General features: G+C 46.5%; 20 protein-coding genes and 1 riboswitch. All 20 genes read left to right on the plus strand.

All coding sequences use genetic code 11. From position 1 onward, the window contains the following. Nucleotides 1–81 precede the first annotated feature (81 nt). Entirely contained in the window at nucleotides 82–288 is a 207-nt protein-coding gene (locus tag ACGHCT_RS05420; protein ID WP_072849276.1) for a small, acid-soluble spore protein, alpha/beta type, read from the plus strand. Nucleotides 289–393: 105 nt separating this feature from the next. Continuing rightward, on the plus strand, nucleotides 394–1,794 hold the full coding sequence (locus ACGHCT_RS05425) for an NCS2 family permease (RefSeq protein ID WP_390438802.1): 1,401 nt from the start codon (nucleotides 394–396) through the stop codon (nucleotides 1,792–1,794). 123 nt (nucleotides 1,795–1,917) lie between these two features. Continuing rightward, nucleotides 1,918–2,114, plus strand: a riboswitch (cobalamin riboswitch). 820 nt (nucleotides 2,115–2,934) lie between these two features. Next, nucleotides 2,935–5,580, plus strand: coding sequence for a valine--tRNA ligase (locus ACGHCT_RS05430; protein WP_390438804.1), 2,646 nt, complete (start codon nucleotides 2,935–2,937; stop codon nucleotides 5,578–5,580). Nucleotides 5,581–5,625: 45 nt separating this feature from the next. Continuing rightward, on the plus strand, nucleotides 5,626–7,650 hold the full coding sequence (locus tag ACGHCT_RS05435; RefSeq protein ID WP_072849272.1) for an LTA synthase family protein: 2,025 nt from the start codon (nucleotides 5,626–5,628) through the stop codon (nucleotides 7,648–7,650). Nucleotides 7,651–7,781: 131 nt separating this feature from the next. Next, entirely contained in the window at nucleotides 7,782–9,083 is a 1,302-nt protein-coding gene (locus ACGHCT_RS05440) for a bifunctional folylpolyglutamate synthase/dihydrofolate synthase (protein ID WP_390438807.1), read from the plus strand. Then, on the plus strand, nucleotides 9,076–9,225 hold the full coding sequence (locus tag ACGHCT_RS05445) for a hypothetical protein (RefSeq protein WP_167594272.1): 150 nt from the start codon (nucleotides 9,076–9,078) through the stop codon (nucleotides 9,223–9,225). Before ACGHCT_RS05440 ends, ACGHCT_RS05445 begins: the two co-directional genes overlap by 8 nt. Nucleotides 9,226–9,237: 12 nt before the next feature. Further along, nucleotides 9,238–10,749 carry a tetratricopeptide repeat protein gene (locus tag ACGHCT_RS05450; protein ID WP_390438809.1) on the plus strand — a complete coding sequence of 504 codons (1,512 nt, stop codon included), beginning with the start codon at nucleotides 9,238–9,240 and terminating at the stop codon, nucleotides 10,747–10,749. A gap of 158 nt (nucleotides 10,750–10,907) precedes the next feature. Beyond that, nucleotides 10,908–11,231 (plus strand): anti-sigma factor antagonist, encoded by a 324-nt coding sequence (locus tag ACGHCT_RS05455; RefSeq protein ID WP_242946721.1) that lies wholly within the window; start codon nucleotides 10,908–10,910, stop codon nucleotides 11,229–11,231. Between the two features lie 11 nt (nucleotides 11,232–11,242). Next, nucleotides 11,243–11,686 carry an anti-sigma F factor gene (gene spoIIAB, locus ACGHCT_RS05460; RefSeq protein ID WP_154257210.1) on the plus strand — a complete coding sequence of 148 codons (444 nt, stop codon included), beginning with the start codon at nucleotides 11,243–11,245 and terminating at the stop codon, nucleotides 11,684–11,686. Between the two features lie 11 nt (nucleotides 11,687–11,697). Then, nucleotides 11,698–12,411, plus strand: a complete 714-nt coding sequence (locus ACGHCT_RS05465) for a SigF/SigG family RNA polymerase sporulation sigma factor (protein ID WP_072849267.1) — start codon at nucleotides 11,698–11,700, stop codon at nucleotides 12,409–12,411. Nucleotides 12,412–12,542: 131 nt separating this feature from the next. Further along, nucleotides 12,543–13,157, plus strand: a complete 615-nt coding sequence (locus ACGHCT_RS05470; RefSeq protein WP_390438814.1) for a stage V sporulation protein AA — start codon at nucleotides 12,543–12,545, stop codon at nucleotides 13,155–13,157. Further along, nucleotides 13,158–13,577 (plus strand): stage V sporulation protein AB, encoded by a 420-nt coding sequence (locus ACGHCT_RS05475; RefSeq protein ID WP_072849265.1) that lies wholly within the window; start codon nucleotides 13,158–13,160, stop codon nucleotides 13,575–13,577. 36 nt (nucleotides 13,578–13,613) lie between these two features. Continuing rightward, nucleotides 13,614–14,081: a SpoVA/SpoVAEb family sporulation membrane protein gene (locus ACGHCT_RS05480; RefSeq protein ID WP_072849264.1), complete on the plus strand. Its 468-nt coding sequence runs from the start codon at nucleotides 13,614–13,616 to the stop codon at nucleotides 14,079–14,081. Between the two features lie 14 nt (nucleotides 14,082–14,095). Next, the gene (locus ACGHCT_RS05485; protein ID WP_072849262.1) at nucleotides 14,096–15,106 is read left to right on the plus strand and encodes a stage V sporulation protein AD; all 1,011 of its coding nucleotides are present in this window, start codon (nucleotides 14,096–14,098) and stop codon (nucleotides 15,104–15,106) included. Between the two features lie 38 nt (nucleotides 15,107–15,144). Next, nucleotides 15,145–15,501 carry a stage V sporulation protein AE gene (gene spoVAE, locus ACGHCT_RS05490; protein ID WP_072849261.1) on the plus strand — a complete coding sequence of 119 codons (357 nt, stop codon included), beginning with the start codon at nucleotides 15,145–15,147 and terminating at the stop codon, nucleotides 15,499–15,501. A gap of 120 nt (nucleotides 15,502–15,621) precedes the next feature. Beyond that, a complete protein-coding gene (locus tag ACGHCT_RS05495) occupies nucleotides 15,622–16,362 on the plus strand; it encodes a ThiF family adenylyltransferase (RefSeq protein ID WP_072849260.1) in 741 nt (246 codons plus the stop codon). 27 nt (nucleotides 16,363–16,389) lie between these two features. Continuing rightward, nucleotides 16,390–17,301: a UDP-N-acetylmuramate dehydrogenase gene (gene murB / locus ACGHCT_RS05500; RefSeq protein ID WP_390438818.1), complete on the plus strand. Its 912-nt coding sequence runs from the start codon at nucleotides 16,390–16,392 to the stop codon at nucleotides 17,299–17,301. Between the two features lie 15 nt (nucleotides 17,302–17,316). Next, nucleotides 17,317–18,198, plus strand: a complete 882-nt coding sequence (gene rapZ / locus ACGHCT_RS05505) for an RNase adapter RapZ (RefSeq protein ID WP_072849257.1) — start codon at nucleotides 17,317–17,319, stop codon at nucleotides 18,196–18,198. Nucleotides 18,199–18,212: 14 nt separating this feature from the next. Further along, the gene (gene whiA, locus ACGHCT_RS05510) at nucleotides 18,213–19,169 is read left to right on the plus strand and encodes a DNA-binding protein WhiA (RefSeq protein ID WP_390440132.1); all 957 of its coding nucleotides are present in this window, start codon (nucleotides 18,213–18,215) and stop codon (nucleotides 19,167–19,169) included. Nucleotides 19,170–19,171: 2 nt separating this feature from the next. Then, complete coding sequence (locus tag ACGHCT_RS05515; protein ID WP_072849255.1) at nucleotides 19,172–19,426, plus strand: HPr family phosphocarrier protein; 255 nt, start codon at nucleotides 19,172–19,174, stop codon at nucleotides 19,424–19,426. The last annotated feature ends 56 nt before the right edge of the window (nucleotides 19,427–19,482 follow it).

Raw genomic sequence — 19,482 nt, forward strand, 5'->3', positions numbered from 1 at the left:
GCAGATTTACGAACCGTCTGAATAAAGTACTATAAAAAAGGTCATACTTCAGTAAGAATATAAAGGAGTGTGACTTTTTTTATGGGAAAATCAAAGAAAAAGGAAGAAATTAAATTACATGAGCTTACACCTGAGGAACAGTTAAAATACGAAATCGCTGAGGAACTTGGGCTTCTGGATAAAGTAATGGAGACAGGATGGAGAAGCCTGTCCGCCAAAGAGACAGGGAGAATCGGCGGGTTGATTACGAAAAGAAAAAGACAGCTGAATCAGGGAAAAGAATCTTAGGCCGGATGGATTCGGAGTGTTAAATTTATATTGACACTCCGAATCCATTTGTCATAAGATAGAATGCAGTTAGAAGAATTTAAAATACGAAGGAGAATCTGCATTATGAAAGAGACCAGCAAGCAACAGTCAGTTCTGGAAAAATTATTTCATTTAAGAGAGAATGGCACGGATGTGAAGACAGAAGTGATCGCGGGACTGACAACTTTTATGACTATGGCTTATATTCTGGCTGTAAATCCCTCTATCCTGAAAGAGGCGGGCATGGATCAGGGGGCTGTATTTACTGCCACAGCACTGGCGGCACTGGCGGCCACTCTGCTTATGGCAGTGCTTTCGAACTATCCCTTTGCTCTGGCGCCGGGAATGGGGCTGAATGCCTATTTTGCGTTTACTGTAGTGAGCGGTATGGGGTACAGCTGGCAGGAAGCACTGGCTGCGGTATTTATTGAGGGAGTAATCTTTCTGCTCTTGTCTTTGACAAACGTCAGAGAGGCAATCTTTAATTCCATTCCAATGTCGCTGAAATATGCCGTTTCTGCGGGAATTGGCCTTTTTATTGCTTTTATTGGCCTGCAGAATGCAAAGATTGTGGGGGCGGACCCTTCAACTTTGGTATCTTTTTTCTCTTTTACCGGTTCCATAAAGGAACATACCTTCTCTACAGCAGGGATTACGGTCCTCTTGGCACTCCTGGGCACCATACTTATGGCAGTGCTCCTGGTAAGAAAAGTGAAGGGCGGTATTTTGTGGGGGATTCTGGGCACCTGGGCAGCAGGAATGGTGTGTCAGGCTGCAGGACTATACCGGCCTAATCCGGAAACCGGATTCTACAGTCTTTTTCCTGATTTCAGCGGAGGTATAGGGGTTCCCGGAATGGGGGCGACCTTTATGCAGATGGATTTCTCCAGGGTGCTTTCTCTGGACTTTGCAGTCATTGTGTTTGCCTTTTTGTTTGTTGATATCTTCGATACCCTGGGAGGATTGATGGGGATAGGCGCGCAGGCAGATATGCTGGATGAGGAGGGAAGACTTCCCAGGATCAAAGGCGCGTTGATTTCGGATGCGCTGGGAACCAGCATAGGTGCTGTCTTCGGAACCTCTACAACAACTACATACGCGGAGAGCGCAACAGGGATCGCAGAAGGTGGGCGGACAGGGCTGACCAGTGTAGTGGTCGCCGTATTATTTGGGCTTTCCCTCTTTTTATCCCCGGTTTTTTTGGCGATTCCTTCCTTTGCCACGGCTCCGGCGCTGATTGCGGTGGGATTTATCATGGTAACCTCCATTGCCAAGATACCTTTTAAGGATTATTCTGAGTCGATTCCAGCCTTTGTCTGTGTTATGGCAATGCCGTTTTTTTACAGTATTTCAGAGGGAATCTCTCTGGGAATCATTTTTTACGTGCTGGTGAATGTGCTTAGCGGCAAGAGAAAAGAAAAGAAGATTAGTCTGCTTATGTATATTCTGGCGGCAATCTTTGTGCTGAAGTATATACTTATCTGACCGGGAAGCGTCTATGCCGCCAGTCAACTGCGCTCTTTCGGCCTGTCTCCGGGCAGACCGAAAGAGTTTTTCCGGGTTGGTATTGCATTCTGAAAAAAATTGTGCTAGAATAATTCTTGTATAATTCCATATGCAGCATCCAGTGCACCTGTGTTGACCGCACAACATTGGTGAAAAGGGAATTAGGTGAGAGTCCTAAGCGATCCGGTCACTGTATTTGGGGAGCGATACTTTAAAAGTCCATTGTACGCAAGTATGAGAAGGAAAAGTAAAGCTGTGATCCATGAGTCAGGAAACCTGCTAGATGCCAAAGGTGAGACTTCCGTGCAAAGTTGAACATCCCTTTTATAATATCCGCAAGTATTATAATTGATGTATCTGCTTACCCGCTGGGAGAGCAGATTTTTTTATGGAATGCCAAAGGTAACGGAGCCTGTGTGAATTATGCATTGATTAAATGGCAAGGTGAGTTACCCTGATTCCAGCTCTGATTTACTGCTATGCGTTCCCTGTTGTTCCGCAACCAACAGGCCCGCAGATCCTCCGCGAAAGATCAGAATTGTTCGTGACCGAATCAGGGTGGACCCGCCCCATATGCGGATTAGAAGAGAAGAAAAAGAGATTCCCTACTTGACAAACAGCAAAAAGCCTACTATGATAGGACGTAAGTTCAATAGGAAAAGGTTATGAGAAAGAGGAGTATATCTAAAGACCCTGTCAGAGAGGAAGGTTCATCGGCTGAAAGACCATCCCGGGAAGGTTAGATAGAAGGTAGCTTTTGAACCGGAGGGCTGAAGATTTTGCGAGTGGTTTCGTAGAGGGATTCATTGTAGAATTGGTAAGCCATCACGCCTGGTCTGCGTTAAAAGACTTAAGAGATATAGGAGAGAATGCAGTTCCTTCCTATAATAAAGGTGGTACCGCGCATCTGAGAAAAGTATGACGCCCTTTACAACAATTGTTGTAAGGGCTTTTTTTATTACATAGGAAACTTCGATCCCCATGTAATAAAAAACCCTCCGGGGGCTCACACTGCGGCAGAAAGGAAAAGCTGTCCGCCGAGTACAGGAATTGTAATCCCCTATACGCTCAGAAGAGTAAAAATAGGAAAAAGAGAAAATAATACCAAGGAGGCTATCCATGAGCAAAGAGTTAGCAAAGACCTACGATCCCAAAGGATTGGAGGATAGAATTTACCAAAAATGGCTGGACAACAAATATTTTCATGCGGAGGTAAACAGGGAGAAAAAGCCGTTTACCATTGTAATGCCCCCGCCCAATGTTACGGGGCAGCTTCATATGGGCCATGCACTGGACAATACAATGCAGGATATTCTTATTCGCTTTAAGAGAATGCAGGGCTATGAGGCGCTATGGCAGCCTGGTACGGATCATGCCGCCATAGCCACCGAGGTAAAGGTCATTGAGAAACTGAGAGAAGAGGGAATTGATAAAGACGATATAGGAAGGGATGCATTTCTGAAACACGCATGGGCCTGGAAGGACGAGTACGGCGGAAGAATTATCAATCAGCTGAAAAAGCTGGGGGCTTCCGCTGACTGGGACAGAGAGCGGTTTACTATGGACGAAGGATGTTCCAAGGCAGTGGAAGAAGTGTTTGTAAAACTCTATAACAAAGGGTACATTTACAAAGGCTCCAGAATCATAAACTGGTGCCCCGTATGCCAGACATCCATCTCTGATGCAGAGGTAGAACATTCAGAGCAGACAGGCCACTTCTGGCATATCAGATACCCCATCGCAGGGAGCAGTGAGTTTGTAGAGATTGCTACAACCAGACCGGAGACCATGCTGGGGGATACAGCGGTTGCTGTGAATCCTGAGGACGAGAGATATACCGACCTGATCGGGAAAACCCTGAAGCTTCCTTTGACAGACAGAGAGATACCGGTCATCGGGGATCCATACGTAGACAAGGAATTCGGAACTGGGTGTGTGAAGATTACCCCGGCTCACGATCCCAATGACTTTGAAGTAGGAAAGCGTCATAATCTGGAAGAGATCAACATACTAAATGATGATGCAACTATGAATGGCAGGTGCGGCAAATATGCAGGCATGGACCGCTACGAGGCCAGGAAGGCTATAGTGGCAGACCTTGAGGAGCAGGGGCTTCTGGTGAAGGTAGAAGAACATGTTCACAATGTGGGGACACATGACAGATGCAAAACAACTATTGAGCCTATGATAAAACCTCAGTGGTTTGTACGTATGAAAGAGATGGCAAAACCTGCTGTGGATGCGGTTAAGAAAAAGGAACTGAAGCTGGTACCCGAGCGGATGGAGAAATCTTACATGAACTGGATGGACAATATCCGTGACTGGTGTATCTCCCGGCAGCTCTGGTGGGGACACAGAATTCCGGCCTATTACTGTGACAGCTGCGGGGAAGTGACAGTAGCAAAGGAAAAACCGGAGAACTGTCCAAAATGCGGATGTACACATCTGACCCAGGACGAGGACACTCTGGATACCTGGTTCAGCTCTGCGCTGTGGCCGTTCTCCACTCTGGGCTGGCCTGAGATGACGGAAGATCTGGAATACTTTTATCCCACCAATGTTCTGGTAACCGGCTATGACATCATATTTTTCTGGGTAATCCGCATGGTATTCTCCGGGATTGAACAGACCGGCCAGCTTCCTTTTGACACCGTAATTTTCCATGGACTGGTGAGAGATCCTGCGGGAAGGAAGATGAGCAAGTCTCTGGGAAATGGAATCGACCCTCTGGAGGTGATAGACAAGTACGGGGCAGATGCCCTGAGGCTGACGCTGATCACCGGCAATGCACCAGGCAACGATATGCGTTTTTATTGGGAGAGAGTGGAGGCCAGCCGTAACTTTGCCAACAAAGTATGGAATGCATCCAGATTTATTATGATGAATCTGGAAAAGGCGGAAGCAGCGGAAGAATCGGATCCTGCAGCGCTTACCGATGCAGACAAATGGATTCTTTCCAAGGTGAATACTTTGGCAAAAGATGTAACAGAGAACATGGATAAATATGAGATGGGCATTGCTGTGCAGAAGGTCTATGACTTTATCTGGGAAGAGTTCTGCGACTGGTTTATTGAGATGGTAAAACCAAGGCTTTACAGTGACGCAGATGAGACGAAAGGGGCGGCTCTTTGGACTCTGCGGACAGTTCTTACCAATGCGCTGAAGCTGCTGCATCCCTTTATGCCCTTTGTCACAGAAGAAATCTACTGCACTCTCTGGCCGGAGGAGGAATCTATTATGATTTCCAGCTGGCCTGCATTCAGAGAAGACTGGAGCTTTAGTGAGGAAGAGAAGAAGGTAGAATTGATAAAAGTGGCTGTAAGGGAGATTCGGAATGTGAGAACGCAGATGAATGTGCCAATCAGCAAGAAAACAAAAGTATTTGTGGTATCTGAGAAGGAGGAGGTGCTGGACACCTTTGAAAAAGGCAGGGTATTCTTTGCTACCCTTGCACACGCCAGCGATGTTCTGGTACAGAAGGATAAAACAGGTATAGGGGAGGACGCTGTCTCGGCAGTAATCCCTGATGCGGTAATTTATCTTCCTCTGGCCGAACTGGTAGATATAGAAAAAGAAATTGAGCGTCTGAAAAAAGAACAGGAGAGGCTGACGAAGGAACTTGCCCGTGTGAACGGTATGCTGAAAAACGAGAAGTTTATGAGCAAGGCTCCCCAGCAGAAGGTAGAAGAAGAGCGGGCAAAGCTGGAAAAATATACCCAGATGATGGAGCAGGTAACGCTGCAGCTGCGTCAGATGGAGAAATAGGATAGGGGCAGGCATTGCCTGCCCTCCAAGTAAGAGAGGTTAATTATGGAAAAATGGATAAAAAGACTGAATCTGGTGTCTGTCCCTCTGCAGATGCTGGCAGTGTGTCTGGGATACTTTATAATAGAAGCGATCTCCCGCCATTCTGTGGCTGAGGCTTATACATTCATGACAGAACGTCCTTTAGTCTTTTTGTATAACGCATTTTTAATATTTACCACTACGCTGATTGTCTATCTGGTGAGAAGACGTGTGTTCCTGCGCACTCTTCTTGCTATTTTCTGGATGGGGCTGGGAATCATAAACGGAGTGCTGCTGTCTAACCGGGTCACACCGTTTACAGGACCGGATCTACACCTGATTACGGATGCTTTTAATATTATGAATAAATACTTGTCTCCCGGACTTATGGTAATCGCGCTCATGGGAATTCTTCTTGCGCTGGGGGGACTGGTCCTGCTGTTTTTTAAAGGGCCGAGATATCAGGGAACACTGAAATACAAATGGAATATCCCCCTGGTTCTTGCAGGGATACTGGCTTTTGCGGGCACAACCAAGCTTGCCCTGGAAAAGAGGGTACTGTCTAATTATTTTGGGAATATAGCCTTTGCCTATGAGGATTACGGGTATCCCTACTGTCTGGCTACCACATTGTTTAACACAGGGATTAGCTGTCCGAGAGAGTATTCGGAAGAGACGATTGCAGAGATTGAGGAAAGCGAGAGTAAGCTGCCCGAGACTACGGAGAACAGGCCAAATATTCTATTTCTTCAGCTGGAGTCTTTCTTTGATCCCACACTGGTTAATTATCTTCAATTTTCAGAGGATCCCATTCCTAATTTCCGCCGCCTGATGTCAGAATATTCTTCCGGCTACTATCGGGTTCCGTCGGTGGGGGCGGGGACGGCCAACACAGAGTTTGAGTCCATAACCGGAATGAATCTGCGGTATTTTGGTCCGGGGGAGTATCCGTATAAGAGTATTCTCAAGGAAAAAACCTGTGAGAGCGCTCCCTATATACTGAAGGAGCTGGGGTATACCACCCATGCCATCCACAACAATGAGGCTAATTTTTACGGAAGGCGTTCCGTATTCGCTAATCTGGGATTTGATACCTTCACATCTGAAGAATACATGGATGAGCAGGATGAAGTAAATCCAAATGACTGGATGAAAGACAAAGTCCTCACCAGGCATATACTGGACTGCCTGAACTCTACGGAGGGCCCGGATTATGTCTATACGATCTCCGTCCAGGGCCATGGAGATTATCCCGAGGAACCAATGATTGACAATCCGGAAATTACAGTCACCGGCGGTGAGTCAGAGGCGGTAAATAACAAATGGGAGTACTACGCCAATCAAATTCATGAGATGGACGAATTTGTACAGGAGTTAATCGATGCACTCTCCCAATTGGATGAAGATGTTGTGTTAGTTATGTACGGGGATCATCTGCCCACTATGGGGCTTACCGTTAAGGATGTTAAAAACCGCTACCTGTTCCAGACGGAGTATGTTATGTGGGACAATATGGGTCTGAAAAAAAAGGATGAGAATCTCTCTGCCTATCAGATGGCTGCAGAGGTTATGAACCGTGTGGGGATTCACGAGGGAAATATTTTCCGGTATCATCAGGCGCGGAGAAAAACAAAAAATTATCAGGTGGATCTGGAAATGATCCAATATGATATTTTATATGGAAAACAATATGTTTACGATGGGCAGAGTCCTTTTGAACGTACCAAGATCCATCTGGGGATACACGATGCTACCATTTCTTCGATAGAGCCGGTGTCAGCCAACAGCTATTACGTGACCGGAACAAACTTTACCCAGTCTGCATTCGTGGAAATTAATGGGGAGCTGGTAGAAACTACCTTCATAGATCCCAGGACATTGCTTCTGAAAGATGTGGAGTTAAAGGATGGGGATGAGGTGGACGTGGCCATAAGAAGCAACAGCCCCACAAAAAAGGTGCTCACAAGAACGGATCCGATTATCTACAGGATTCCCGTGGCTGATGTAACCCAGGATGAACCCCAGAATTTGGTTCCCCCTGCAGAGTAAAAGAAACTTTAAGAGATACGACATAATTTGCTTGCATATTGCCGCCGCTATATTATAATGGTAAAGAGTGACCAAAATGATACAGCGGTGGCTTTTAATTTAGTTCAACAGAGAAAAGAGAGGAAACAGCTTTGTTTACTTATGAAGAGGCAGTAGAATACATTGAAGAGATTCCTAAATTTACAAAGAAAAATAAGCTGGAACACACCAAAGAATGTTTAAGACGTTTGGGGAATCCAGGTTCTGATAAAAAAATCATCCATGTTGCAGGCACTAACGGGAAAGGGAGCGTCTGTGCCTTCCTGGCATCCATGCTCCGGCAGGGAGGCTGTGTCTGCGGACTGTTTACATCCCCCCATCTGGTGGAGATCAATGAACGGTTTCAGATTGACGAGGTGCCTGTGGACAACCAACTGTTTCTGGAGGCATTTATTAAGGTAAAAGAACTTTCAGACGAACTTCTGTCAGAGGGAAGCTACCATCCCACATACTTTGAATTCCTCTTCCTGATGGGAATGTGGATCTTTTGGAAGAAAGATGTGGAATACATTATTCTGGAGACAGGACTGGGAGGAAGGATGGATGCTACGAATTCCATTGCCCGGCCCCTGGCCTGTGTCATCACATCCGTCAGTCTGGATCACACAGAATATCTGGGAGACACGGTAACCGCTATCGCAGGAGAAAAGGCCGGAATTATTAAGCATCAGGTACCTGTTATCTATGACGGCAATGTCTTGGCATCCTCAGAAGTCATCAAAAAGAGAGCGGAGGCAATGGAGAGTTTATCCTGCCCGGTAACAGAAGATCAGATTTCTATTCATAGAATTGCCAGTGAAGGCATTGATTTTTCGTGGAATAATGGGTATTATCAAGATGTGGCTGTCAGGATTCCCTTTATTGCCAGGTATCAGGTGATGAATGCCGCCCTGGCTATGAAGGTGATGGAGGTACTCAAAGATACCCACAAAATACCGGTGGAAGCACTGGTGAAAGGGATAGCAGCAACCAGATGGCAGGGCAGAATGGAAACCGTTCTGCCGGGAGTTATCGTAGACGGAGCCCATAACGAAGACGGAGTGGCACGCTTCGTTGAAACGGTGTCACATTTTGAAGAGGAATATCCGGTGACCCTGTTATTTTCCGCAGTCTCGGATAAAGATTATAAGGACATGATTCGGGAAATCTGCAGCAGCCTTACCCTTTCCGGTGTTGTCACCACGGAGGTGGGGGGAAGCCGGGCTGTCTCAGCCGGCAGACTGGCAGAGGTATTCCGGGAGAATGCCTGCGAAACAGTATATGCTTGTCCTAATATAGAACATGCATTTGAGAAGGCCTGTGACCTGAAAAAGGAAGGGATGCTTTTCTGCGCAGGTTCTTTGTATCTGGTAGGGGAGATAAAGGATTATATCAGGAGGAGAGTACATGATTAATTATGAAGAGGAGTTAAAGAAGTTTCAGCCCTGCCTGGATGTAGATGACGCTGAGGGAGTGATCTACAGCCGGGATTTGACAGATGTCATTGATATTTTAAAGGAAATTATGACAGAAACCAGCGGTAGTGACAGAGAATAAGGAGAGGCAAAAATGAATTGTATGTTTTGTGGCGCTCCTTTGGGTGCTTCTGATTACTGCGGCAGCTGCAACCGCAATGTGGGAGCTCAGAAGAAGGCATTGCTTTTGTCAAACCTCTACTACAATCAGGGATTGGAAAAAGCGCAGATCCGGGATTTGTCAGGAGCAATTGACTGTCTAAAGAGAAGTCTGAAGCTGAATAAACTAAATATACAGGCAAGAAACCTGCTGGGACTTGCCTACTTTGAAACGGGTGAGGTGGTGGCAGCTCTCAGCGAGTGGGTGATTAGTAAGAACATCCAGCCCCAGGGAAACCTTGCTGCTGAGTTTATCCAGAAGCTTCAGGGGAATCCCAACCGTCTGGATACCATTAATCAGACGATAAAAAAGTACAACCAGTCTCTGCTTTACTGCAGGCAGGGGAATGTTGATATGGCTGTTATGCAGCTTAAAAAGGTGCTGGCCCAGAATCAAAAGCTGATCAAGGGTTACCACCTTCTGGCGCTTCTCTATATCAGGGAACAGGCCTATGAGAAAGCCAGGAAGCTGCTGAGAAGTGCAGCCAAAATTGATAAGACCAATACTACCACCCTCCGCTTTCTGCGGGAGGTGGACGAGCAGACCGGAAAGGTGACCAGTCTGGAACCCAGGTTCCGGGGGCTGAGCAGAGAAAAGGAAGAAAAAAAAGCAGAGCGGTCTGTGTATTATTCCGGGAATGATCTTGTGATTCAGCCTCCTGCTTTTAGGGAGAGCTCGACGGTAGCCACTCTTCTGAATCTCGGATTCGGTCTGGTGGTTGGGGCAGCCCTTTTATGGTTTTTAATCGTACCCGGGAAGATCCAGAAAGTAAACCAGGAGGCAAATCAAAAGGTGGTGGAATACAGCGATCAGGTGGCCAGTCAGGCAGCGGAACTGGAGCGTCTGCAGAGCAGCATAGAAAGCTCCCAGAGCACAGTGGATTCGGCAAACGATCAGGTTGCACAGGCAGAGGAAAAGGCTGCCAGTTATGATAATCTGATGAAAGCTTCTTCTGCCCTGCGGGAAGAAAATTATACCACGGCGGCCAACGCACTTCAGAGTGTAAATCCTGACCTTCTGTCCATAGAGGCCAAGTCTGTCTATGATACGGTGTTCGGAGAAGTGAAAACAACTCTGTACCGCCAGTATAAAAAGGACGGCGAGAGTGCCTATGAATCCCAGGACTATGCCGCAGCTATCGATCAGCTCACCAAAGCCCAGGAGATTGACGCCAGTGATTACAATGTCCTGTACTATCTGGCTATGGCGTACAGAGAGACCGGAGATACGCAGAATGCTATTGCCCAGTTCCAGAAAATAATCGATACCTTCCCGAATACAAAACGGGCCACAGACGCCAAGGATTATATGGAGGCCCTGGGAGGAACTTCTGGAAACGGGGACACCGGTGAGGGAGACACCCAGGGAGAAGATACCCGGGAAGAGAATTCCGGAGATCAGCCGGAAGACACAGGGGACAACAGAGGCACAGAAGAAGGAGAATAAAGTTTACGGGAAGAAACAAAAAGAGAAACCTCGGATTAGGGGATGCACCAAACTGCGTGCATCTCTTTTTATTGTACAGATACTTCAGGAGCTGAAAAATACATGAGAACAGTATAAAACTTGTAGAAAAGGGGAAAGATGGGAATATGGAGGAATTTTTGCTTAAAAAAGGGAACTGTCTGATGGTTGCAGTTCCCGGAGAGCTGGATCACCACACAGCGGAGCCAATCCGCAGAGCGGTGGATAAAAGACTGGAGGAGGGAGTAGTCCGGAATGTAGTGTTTGACTTCCGGAATACTACATTTATGGACAGTTCAGGGATCGGTATGTTGATGGGGCGTTACCGGCTTCTGCGCTATATGGGAGGTACAGTGACTGCGATCCACGTAAGCGACAGACTTCTGCGTATTATGCAGCTGTCAGGGATCCACAAGTTTATAGAAATCAGCCAGGAAACTGTATGGACACAAAAAAGAAAGTGAGGGGAGCAGATATGGAAAATACCAATGAAATGATAATTGAATTTGACAGCCGTTCCTGCAATGAGAGTTTTGCGAGAGTAACGGTTGCAGCTTTTTGTACCCAGCTGAATCCGACGCTGGAGGAGATGACAGACATAAAGACAGCAGTCTCGGAAGCCATTACCAATGCCATTGTCCACGGGTATGAGGGGGAAATACATAAGATAAGGATAGAGTGCCGTATCCGTGATAATGAGATGGAGGTTGGCATCATTGACAGGGGAAGAGGAATAGAAAATGTAAAGAAAGCAATGGAGCCGCTGTTTACCACGAAACCGGAGCAGGACAGGTCCGGGATGGGATTTGCTTTTATGGAAGCATTTATGGACGAGGTAACTGTGGACTCTGCACCGGGTCAGGGGACGAAGGTGTGGATGAAAAAAAGAATAAGCAATAAGAATACACTGTTCGAATAGAAGGAGGAAATATGGACCATATCCTTGCCCTGATCGGGCGTGCGCACCAAGGGGATAAGGAAGCAAGAGATACATTAGTAGAGGAAAATATCGGATTAGTATGGAGCATAGTAAAGCGGTTCGGCAACCGCGGAGTAGAGTTGGAGGACCTGTTTCAGATTGGAAGCATCGGACTGCTTAAGGCTATCGACAAATTTGACACGTCTTTTGATGTCAAATTCTCCACCTATGCTGTCCCCATGATTGCCGGGGAAATTAAGCGTTTTCTCAGAGATGACGGTATGATTAAGGTCAGCCGCTCCATGAAGGAGATCTCGTATAAAGCTTATGTAACCCGGGAGGAACTGGAGAGGAGTACGGGAAGAGAGCCGACCCTGCTGGAGATTGCCAATGAACTGCAGGTAACCCAGGAGGAGCTTGTTATGGCGATGGAGGCCGGCTCCCAGATAGAATCCCTTCAGAAGACAATCTACCAGGGGGATGGCAGCGATATCTCTCTGGAAGAGAAACTGGAGGAAAAGAAGGATCATCAGGAGGCACTTCTCAACCGGCTTCTGCTGGAGGAGATTCTGGGTACCCTGGATGCCCAGGACAGAAAATTAATTTATATGCGTTTTTTTCAGGAAAGAACCCAGTCAGAGATTGCAAAAGAGATGGGAATCTCTCAGGTGCAGGTATCCAGGATGGAAAAAAGGATACTTCAGTCTCTCCGGGGAAAACTTTAGCTGCTTTATACTTACAGCCTGCCGTGCGGTCTGCATCCTTTGATGCAAATCACGGCAGGCTGTATTTGTATATTTTAGTAGAAAGAAAGGCATACTACATGGAAGAAAAGTACCTGTAAGGGAGTGAAATCATGAGTGACACTTTATATATTCAAACCGAAAAAAATGTAGAGGTACACAGCCCGGATGTATATCTGCAGGATGTGGCGAAGCTCTCCTGCTGCAACAGCAGTGTACTCAACAGAAATAAGGTCAGAAAAGTCTTTACCATACCGCAGAATAAGCCGGGCAGATACGTTGTTTCAGCCATGGATCTGATTGATGAGATTCAGAAAAAAGAACAGAGTGTGGATGTAAGTCATATCGGAGAGCCCAATTTTGTAATTACCTATGAAACTCAGAAACACAAACATGTGGCCTACAGCTGGTTTAAAACCATATTGGTATGCCTGGTAACCTTTGTGGGCGCGGCCTTCTCCATTATGACCTTCAATACGGATGTGGATACCTCAGGGCTGTTTTTCCATATATATAAACAGTTTACCGGCAATATTTCAGATGGATATACGATCCTGGAGCTTACCTATTCCATCGGAATCGGCCTTGGGGTTATCTTCTTCTTTAATCATTTCGGGGGCAAACGCCTGACACAGGATCCTACGCCTATGGAAGTTGAGATGCGTCTCTATGAGGATGACATCGATACTACGATCATTGAGCAGGCAGAGCGAAAGGAGAATCAGTAAATGTGGTTAGTATCTCAGATTGCAGTTGGAGCCATCGGACTTGCAGGGGGGATGGTAGTGGCAAGCGGTCTGGCAGCTCTCATGATCGGATTGGGGATTATCCCCAGATATGCGGGGATTACTCACACAGGAGACAGGATTCTGCTGTATGAGACCTGTACTATGCTGGGGACTATTTTCGGCAACCTCTTTTATCTTTACCGTTGGGAGCTGCCTGTGGGGACCATAGGTCTCTGTATTGTGGGGCTGCTCTTTGGTATCTTTCTGGGCAGCTGGGTGATAGCACTGGGAGAAGTGGTTAATATATTCGCAATCATGGCCAGGAGAGTGGGATTGACCAAAGGAATTGGTCTTGTAATCGTGTCCATGGCAGCCGGAAAAATAATAGGCTCCATCCTTTTCTTTTTCTATGGATGGTAAAGGCCTGAATAAATCAGTGAGAAAGGACGAAAAGCAATGGTTGATATAGCGAAAGAAAAAAAACAAAAAGAATATGAAAAGTATGTAAAAAAGGTAACGCCAACCCACAGTCTCCCCCTGAACATGGCAAAGGCGTTTCTAATTGGGGGGATCATCTGTACTCTGGGACAGGGAATACTAAATTTTGCACAGAGCCGGGGCTTAGATCAGGAGACAGCAGGAGCCTGGTGCTCTCTGATACTGGTACTTCTAAGCGTTCTGTTAACAGGGCTGAATGTATATGGGAAAATAGTAAAATTCGGAGGAGCCGGGGCTTTGGTGCCTATTACAGGATTCGCAAATTCTGTAGCGGCCCCTGCGATTGAATATCAGAAGGAAGGGCAGGTCTTTGGCATTGGGTGCAAGATCTTTACGATTGCAGGCCCTGTGATTCTTTATGGGATATTTACCAGCTGGATTCTGGGACTGGCCTACTGGATATTAAAAACAGCAGGAATTGCATAGAGAGGAGAAACAAAATGGATCAGACAAAAGGAAAACAGAGTATAGAGTTTCAGGAGGGAGTTCACATTCTCAGCGGAGCTTCTATAGTAGGAAAGAAAGAGGGGGAAGGTCCTCTGGGTTCCTGCTTTGATTTAATCGGGGAGGATCCTATGTTTGGGTGCCAGACTTGGGAGGATGCGGAGAGTACCCTTCAGAAGGAAACAGCACAGCTGGCCATAGGAAAGGCGAAACTGGAAAAGTGGCAGATCCGCACCATCTTTGCCGGGGATCTTCTGGCGCAGTCGATTGCGTCCTCCTTTGGAATTATGGATCTGGAGATACCTGTCTACGGTCTGTACGGCGCCTGTTCTACCATGGGGGAAGCGCTTTCTCTGGGGGCCATGGCAGTATCCGGAGGGTTTGGAGAGTATGTACTTTCGATTACTTCCAGCCATTTCGGAAGTGCGGAAAAAGAATTCCGGTTTCCTCTGGAATATGGGAACCAGCGTCCTCTTTCTGCTACCTGGACGGTAACCGGAAGCGGCGCCTGTGTGCTTGGAAAGAAGGGGGGAAAAGCCAGAATTACTGGTTTGACCACAGGAAAAATTATTGACTACGGACTGAAGGACTCTTTGAATATGGGAGCTTGTATGGCTCCGGCAGCCTGTGACACCATTTATCAGAACCTTATGGACTTCAACAGAAGTCCCGGGGACTATGACCGCATTATTACCGGGGACTTGGGTGAGGTAGGGCAGAGAATCCTGTTTGACCTGATGGCAGAGAAGGGCTTTGATATTAAAAAGCAGCATATGGACTGCGGCATCGAGATTTTTGACAATGCCGCCCAGGATACCCACGCAGGGGGGAGCGGATGCGGATGCTCTGCGGCCACCTTCGCTTCCTATATTCTGCCGAAGCTGGAAAAGGGAGAGTGGAAGCGGATTCTCTTTGTGCCAACGGGTGCTCTGCTTTCAAAGGTGAGTTTTAATGAGGGGCAGAGTGTTCCGGGGATCGCCCAGGCAGTGGTAGTGGAGCATTGTTAACAGATACAAAGTACTAAATTGTGAGAAGGAGAAATATTATGGATTATATCAATGCATTCTGGGTAGGAGGTTTAATCTGTGCGCTGGTACAGATTCTGCTGGATAAAACCAAAATGCTTCCCGGAAGAGTTATGGTACTTCTGGTGTGCACCGGAGCAGTGCTGGGAGCTGTGGGAATCTACGAACCATTTTTGAAATTTGCCGGAGGGGGAGCCAGCGTACCGCTGCTGGGCTTTGGAAATGTACTCTGGAAAGGAGTTGAGAAAGCCGTTACAGAAAAAGGCTTTCTGGGCATTTTTATGGGCGGTTTTACTGCAAGTGCGGTAGGAATCAGTGCTGCCCTTGTCTTTGGATACCTGGCCAGTCTGATCTTTAAGCCGAAAATGAAGGACTAAAAATTACCAAAGGAAAAAAGCATGTACTTTTCCCGGTTTAAATAGTATAATGTCGATATATATAGACATTATACTATTGCCTGGAGAACAGGTGAGAGGAAAATAGGAGGAATGACACTTATGTTGCATGCGTTTTCCAGAACAGAATCTCTGATAGGAGAAAAAGGGCTGGACACCTTAATGCGGTCTAAAGTCGCTGTCTTCGGAATCGGGGGCGTTGGTTCCTATGTGGTGGAAGCACTTGCCAGAAGCGGGGTCGGCAATCTTACGCTGGTTGACAATGATGAGGTAGCGGTTACCAATATCAACCGTCAGCTGATTGCTCTTCGATCTACGATAGGAAAATCCAAGACACAGGTAGCAAAGGACAGGATCATGGATATTAATCAAGATGCTGTGGTTCACACATACGATACGTTCTACAGCGCCAGAACGGCAGAACTCTTTGATTTTAGTACGTTTGATTATGTGGTGGACGCCATTGATACGGTATCTTCCAAAATCCTGCTCATTGAAAAAGCCAAGGAAGCGCAGGTTCCTATCATCTCATCTATGGGAACGGGGAATAAACTGGACCCGTCCAAATTCCAGATCACAGATATTTCCAAGACGAGTGTCTGCCCATTGGCAAAGGTTATGCGTCTGGAACTGAAAAAAAGAAAAATAAAAAAAGTTAAGGTGCTTTTTTCCACTGAGCTTCCTCAGAAGGACAGGAGAAAGAGGGGAGAACCTCAGGAGACAAAAGGAAACACGAATCACCCTGTGCCGGGAAGCATCTCTTTTGTGCCCAGCGTGGCGGGGCTTTTGATTGCAGGGGAAGTGATTCGCGACTTGCTGAAGGAAAAAGAGCAGAATAAATAAAGACAGAGGGAAGCAGAGGTTAGACAGTTGAAGGAAAATATAGTAAATGAATTTTGCAGCATAGTAGGAAGTGATAACGTTTGGACGGATGAGCCTATGTGTAATCATACCACCTTCCGCATCGGAGGACCGGCGGATTACTATCTGTGCCCCCACTCCATTGAAGAGATACAAAGGATATTACATACCTGCCAGGAGGCGGAGGTACCCTATTTTATTCTTGGGAACGGAAGCAATCTGCTGGTGAGTGATAATGGTTACCGGGGAGCAATTATCCAGATCTACCGGAACCTGAGTGATATCCTGGTGGAAGGCACACTGCTCACAGTAAAGGCAGGGGCACTGCTTTCTCAAGTCGCCAGAAAAGCGATGGAATATGGGCTTACCGGATTTGAATTCGCAGGAGGGATCCCCGGGACACTGGGGGGAGCGGTTGTAATGAATGCAGGTGCCTATGGAGGAGAGATGAAGGATGTCCTTCAGGAGGTGGTGGTGATGACCAACGAGGGAGAGGTCTGCTGCCTGAAAGCGGAGGAATTGAAGCTTGGTTACCGGACCAGCATAATCAAAGAATCCGGCTATATTGTCCTGGAGGCGGCCATCCGGCTTATGCCTGGGGAAAAAGAAAAAATCAGGGAAAGAATGAACGAGCTGCGTGACAGAAGGGTGAGCAAGCAGCCTCTGGAATATCCCAGTGCAGGCAGTACATTTAAACGTCCCCAGGGATATTTTGCGGGGAAGCTTATCATGGATGCCGGACTTCGGGGGTTTGCAGTGGGAAATGCTCAGGTTTCTGATAAGCACTGCGGTTTTGTAATCAATAATGGAAATGCCACAGCAGAAGAGGTGAGGGAGCTCATCCGTCAGATCATTGAGAGAGTGTATGAGAATTCAAATGTAACCCTGGAACCGGAAGTGAAGTTTTTGGGAGAATTCTGACAGGAGGAGTAAAAGATGCGTTTTGTGATAGTGACTGGAATGTCCGGGGCTGGCAAGAGTACCGCTCTCAAGATGCTTGAGGATGCGGATTATTTCTGCGTAGATAATCTGCCTATCCCTTTGATCGAAAAATTTGCACAGCTTATGGTTGCCAGCGAGGCCAGTGAGATACAAAAGGTTGCCCTGGGCGTGGATGTCAGAAGCGGTCAGGCGTTGGGGGAATTGGAAAAGGTCCTGGAGGGGCTTACTCTGGCCGGCTTCAAGTATGAGATTCTTTTTTTGGATGCCAAGGATTCCGTGCTGGTGAAACGATACAAGGAGACCCGCCGCACCCATCCCCTTGCCGGGAATGGGCGGGTGGACCAGGGCATTGCCAAGGAACGCGGAAGGCTGGAATTTTTGAAAAAACATGCGGATTATATTATCGATACAAGCTATCTCCTCACCAGGGAACTAAAAGGAGAGATTGACAAGATTTTTGTCCAGAATCTGGAATTCCGTAGCCTTGTAATTACGATACTGTCCTTTGGATTCAAATATGGAATACCGGGTGACTCCGATTTGGTGTTTGATGTACGTTTTCTGCCAAATCCATATTATATCGAAGAGCTTCGGCCTCTGACCGGAAATGATGAACCGGTCAGGGATTACGTAATGGGATTTGACGTGTCACATGAGTTTTCTGATAAACTGGAGGATATGATACGGTTTTTAATTCCTAATTACATAATGGAAGGAAAAAACCAGCTGGTTATCAGCATTGGCTGCACAGGCGGGAAGCACCGTTCGGTAACTCTGGCCAATGAACTCTACAGAAGGTTGAGTCAGGAGACTGAATTTGCCCTGCGGGTAGAACATAAGGATATAACAAAGGATGCGTTCCGCAAAAAAATATAAGGCAGGTAATGAAAATGTCTTTTTCCGGACAAGTAAAGGAAGAATTATCCAGGCACATCAGCGAAGCCAGACACTGCCAAATCGCTGAGCTGGCCGCAATTATAGGGTTTTGCGGAAGGATTACGCCGTCGGGTCAGGATGGATTTATGCTGACTATGCACACAGAAAATGAATATGTAGCAAGAAAGTACTTTACATTATTGAAAAAAACATTTAATATAGATACTGATATCTGCGTCAGACAGAATCCATCGCTACATAAGAACAACGGTTATACCGTTTTGGTGGATACGCCGGAAGATACTGTACGTGTTCTGCAGGCGGTCAAGATACTGAGTTCGGATATGCAGATAGCACCTCACCATAATCTGGTGAACCAGATGGTGGTTCAAAAAAGCTGCTGCAGACGGGCATTTATCAGAGGTGCGTTTTTGGCATCAGGGTCTCTAAGCGATCCTCAGAAGTTTTATCATTTTGAGATTGTCTGCAACACCAGAGAGAAAGCAGTGCAGATGCAGGAACTGATATGCAGCTTCGGCGTGGATGCTAAAATCGTAGGCAGAAAAAAGTATTTTGTAGTCTACATTAAGGAAGGCGCCCAGATTGTAGAGATTCTGGGGATTATGGAAGCCAATGTTTCTCTCATGGATCTTGAAAATGTGAGAATACTAAAAGAGATGAGAAACAGCGTCAACCGTAAAGTTAATTGTGAAACTGCTAACATAAACAAGACAGTGAGTGCGGCAGTTAAGCAAATAGAGGATATTAAATATATCCAAAAAACCATAGGATTTCATGAGCTCCCGGAGAACCTGGAAGAGATAGCTAACCTGAGGTTAGAATATCCGGAAGCTACCTTAAAGGAACTGGGGATGTTGTTATCACCTCCCGTTGGGAAATCCGGAGTGAACCATAGACTTAGAAAGTTGAGCAGCATGGCAGAAGAGTTGAAAGGACACAAGGAGGAGTAAGTATGATCAGGAAACCAATTACTATCAAAATCTCAAACGGCTTAGAGGCGCGCCCTATTGCATTATTAGTACAGGTTGCGAGTCAGTATGAGAGCAGCATCTACGTAGAAAGTGAAGCAAAAAAGGTCAATGCAAAGAGCATTATGGGAATGATGAGTTTAGGATTGGATTCAGGAGAGTCTGTTACAGTTTCTGTGGAGGGAGCAGACGAAGCAGAAGCTATGGAGAGCATTGAGAAATATCTGAGCAGCAAGTAGTATAACGGAGAACAAAAGGACTGTCGAATAAAAGCATTCCCGCAGGAATCAAGAGT

Origin of the sequence: Lactonifactor longoviformis (assembly GCF_042848515.1) — a bacterium.
Taxonomy (GTDB): domain Bacteria; phylum Bacillota; class Clostridia; order Lachnospirales; family Lachnospiraceae; genus Lactonifactor; species Lactonifactor longoviformis.

Coding starts and splice junctions, on each gene's coding strand:
- ACGHCT_RS05420 (WP_072849276.1), top strand. CDS start 82: ATGGGAAAATCAAAGAAAAAGGAAGAAATTAAATTACATGAGCTTACA.
- ACGHCT_RS05425 (WP_390438802.1), top strand. CDS start 394: ATGAAAGAGACCAGCAAGCAACAGTCAGTTCTGGAAAAATTATTTCAT.
- ACGHCT_RS05430 (WP_390438804.1), top strand. CDS start 2,935: ATGAGCAAAGAGTTAGCAAAGACCTACGATCCCAAAGGATTGGAGGAT.
- ACGHCT_RS05435 (WP_072849272.1), top strand. CDS start 5,626: ATGGAAAAATGGATAAAAAGACTGAATCTGGTGTCTGTCCCTCTGCAG.
- ACGHCT_RS05445 (WP_167594272.1), top strand. CDS start 9,076: ATGATTAATTATGAAGAGGAGTTAAAGAAGTTTCAGCCCTGCCTGGAT.
- ACGHCT_RS05450 (WP_390438809.1), top strand. CDS start 9,238: ATGAATTGTATGTTTTGTGGCGCTCCTTTGGGTGCTTCTGATTACTGC.
- spoIIAB (WP_154257210.1), top strand. CDS start 11,243: ATGGAAAATACCAATGAAATGATAATTGAATTTGACAGCCGTTCCTGC.
- ACGHCT_RS05465 (WP_072849267.1), top strand. CDS start 11,698: ATGGACCATATCCTTGCCCTGATCGGGCGTGCGCACCAAGGGGATAAG.
- ACGHCT_RS05470 (WP_390438814.1), top strand. CDS start 12,543: ATGAGTGACACTTTATATATTCAAACCGAAAAAAATGTAGAGGTACAC.
- ACGHCT_RS05475 (WP_072849265.1), top strand. CDS start 13,158: ATGTGGTTAGTATCTCAGATTGCAGTTGGAGCCATCGGACTTGCAGGG.
- ACGHCT_RS05480 (WP_072849264.1), top strand. CDS start 13,614: ATGGTTGATATAGCGAAAGAAAAAAAACAAAAAGAATATGAAAAGTAT.
- ACGHCT_RS05485 (WP_072849262.1), top strand. CDS start 14,096: ATGGATCAGACAAAAGGAAAACAGAGTATAGAGTTTCAGGAGGGAGTT.
- spoVAE (WP_072849261.1), top strand. CDS start 15,145: ATGGATTATATCAATGCATTCTGGGTAGGAGGTTTAATCTGTGCGCTG.
- ACGHCT_RS05495 (WP_072849260.1), top strand. CDS start 15,622: ATGTTGCATGCGTTTTCCAGAACAGAATCTCTGATAGGAGAAAAAGGG.
- rapZ (WP_072849257.1), top strand. CDS start 17,317: ATGCGTTTTGTGATAGTGACTGGAATGTCCGGGGCTGGCAAGAGTACC.
- whiA (WP_390440132.1), top strand. CDS start 18,213: ATGTCTTTTTCCGGACAAGTAAAGGAAGAATTATCCAGGCACATCAGC.
- ACGHCT_RS05515 (WP_072849255.1), top strand. CDS start 19,172: ATGATCAGGAAACCAATTACTATCAAAATCTCAAACGGCTTAGAGGCG.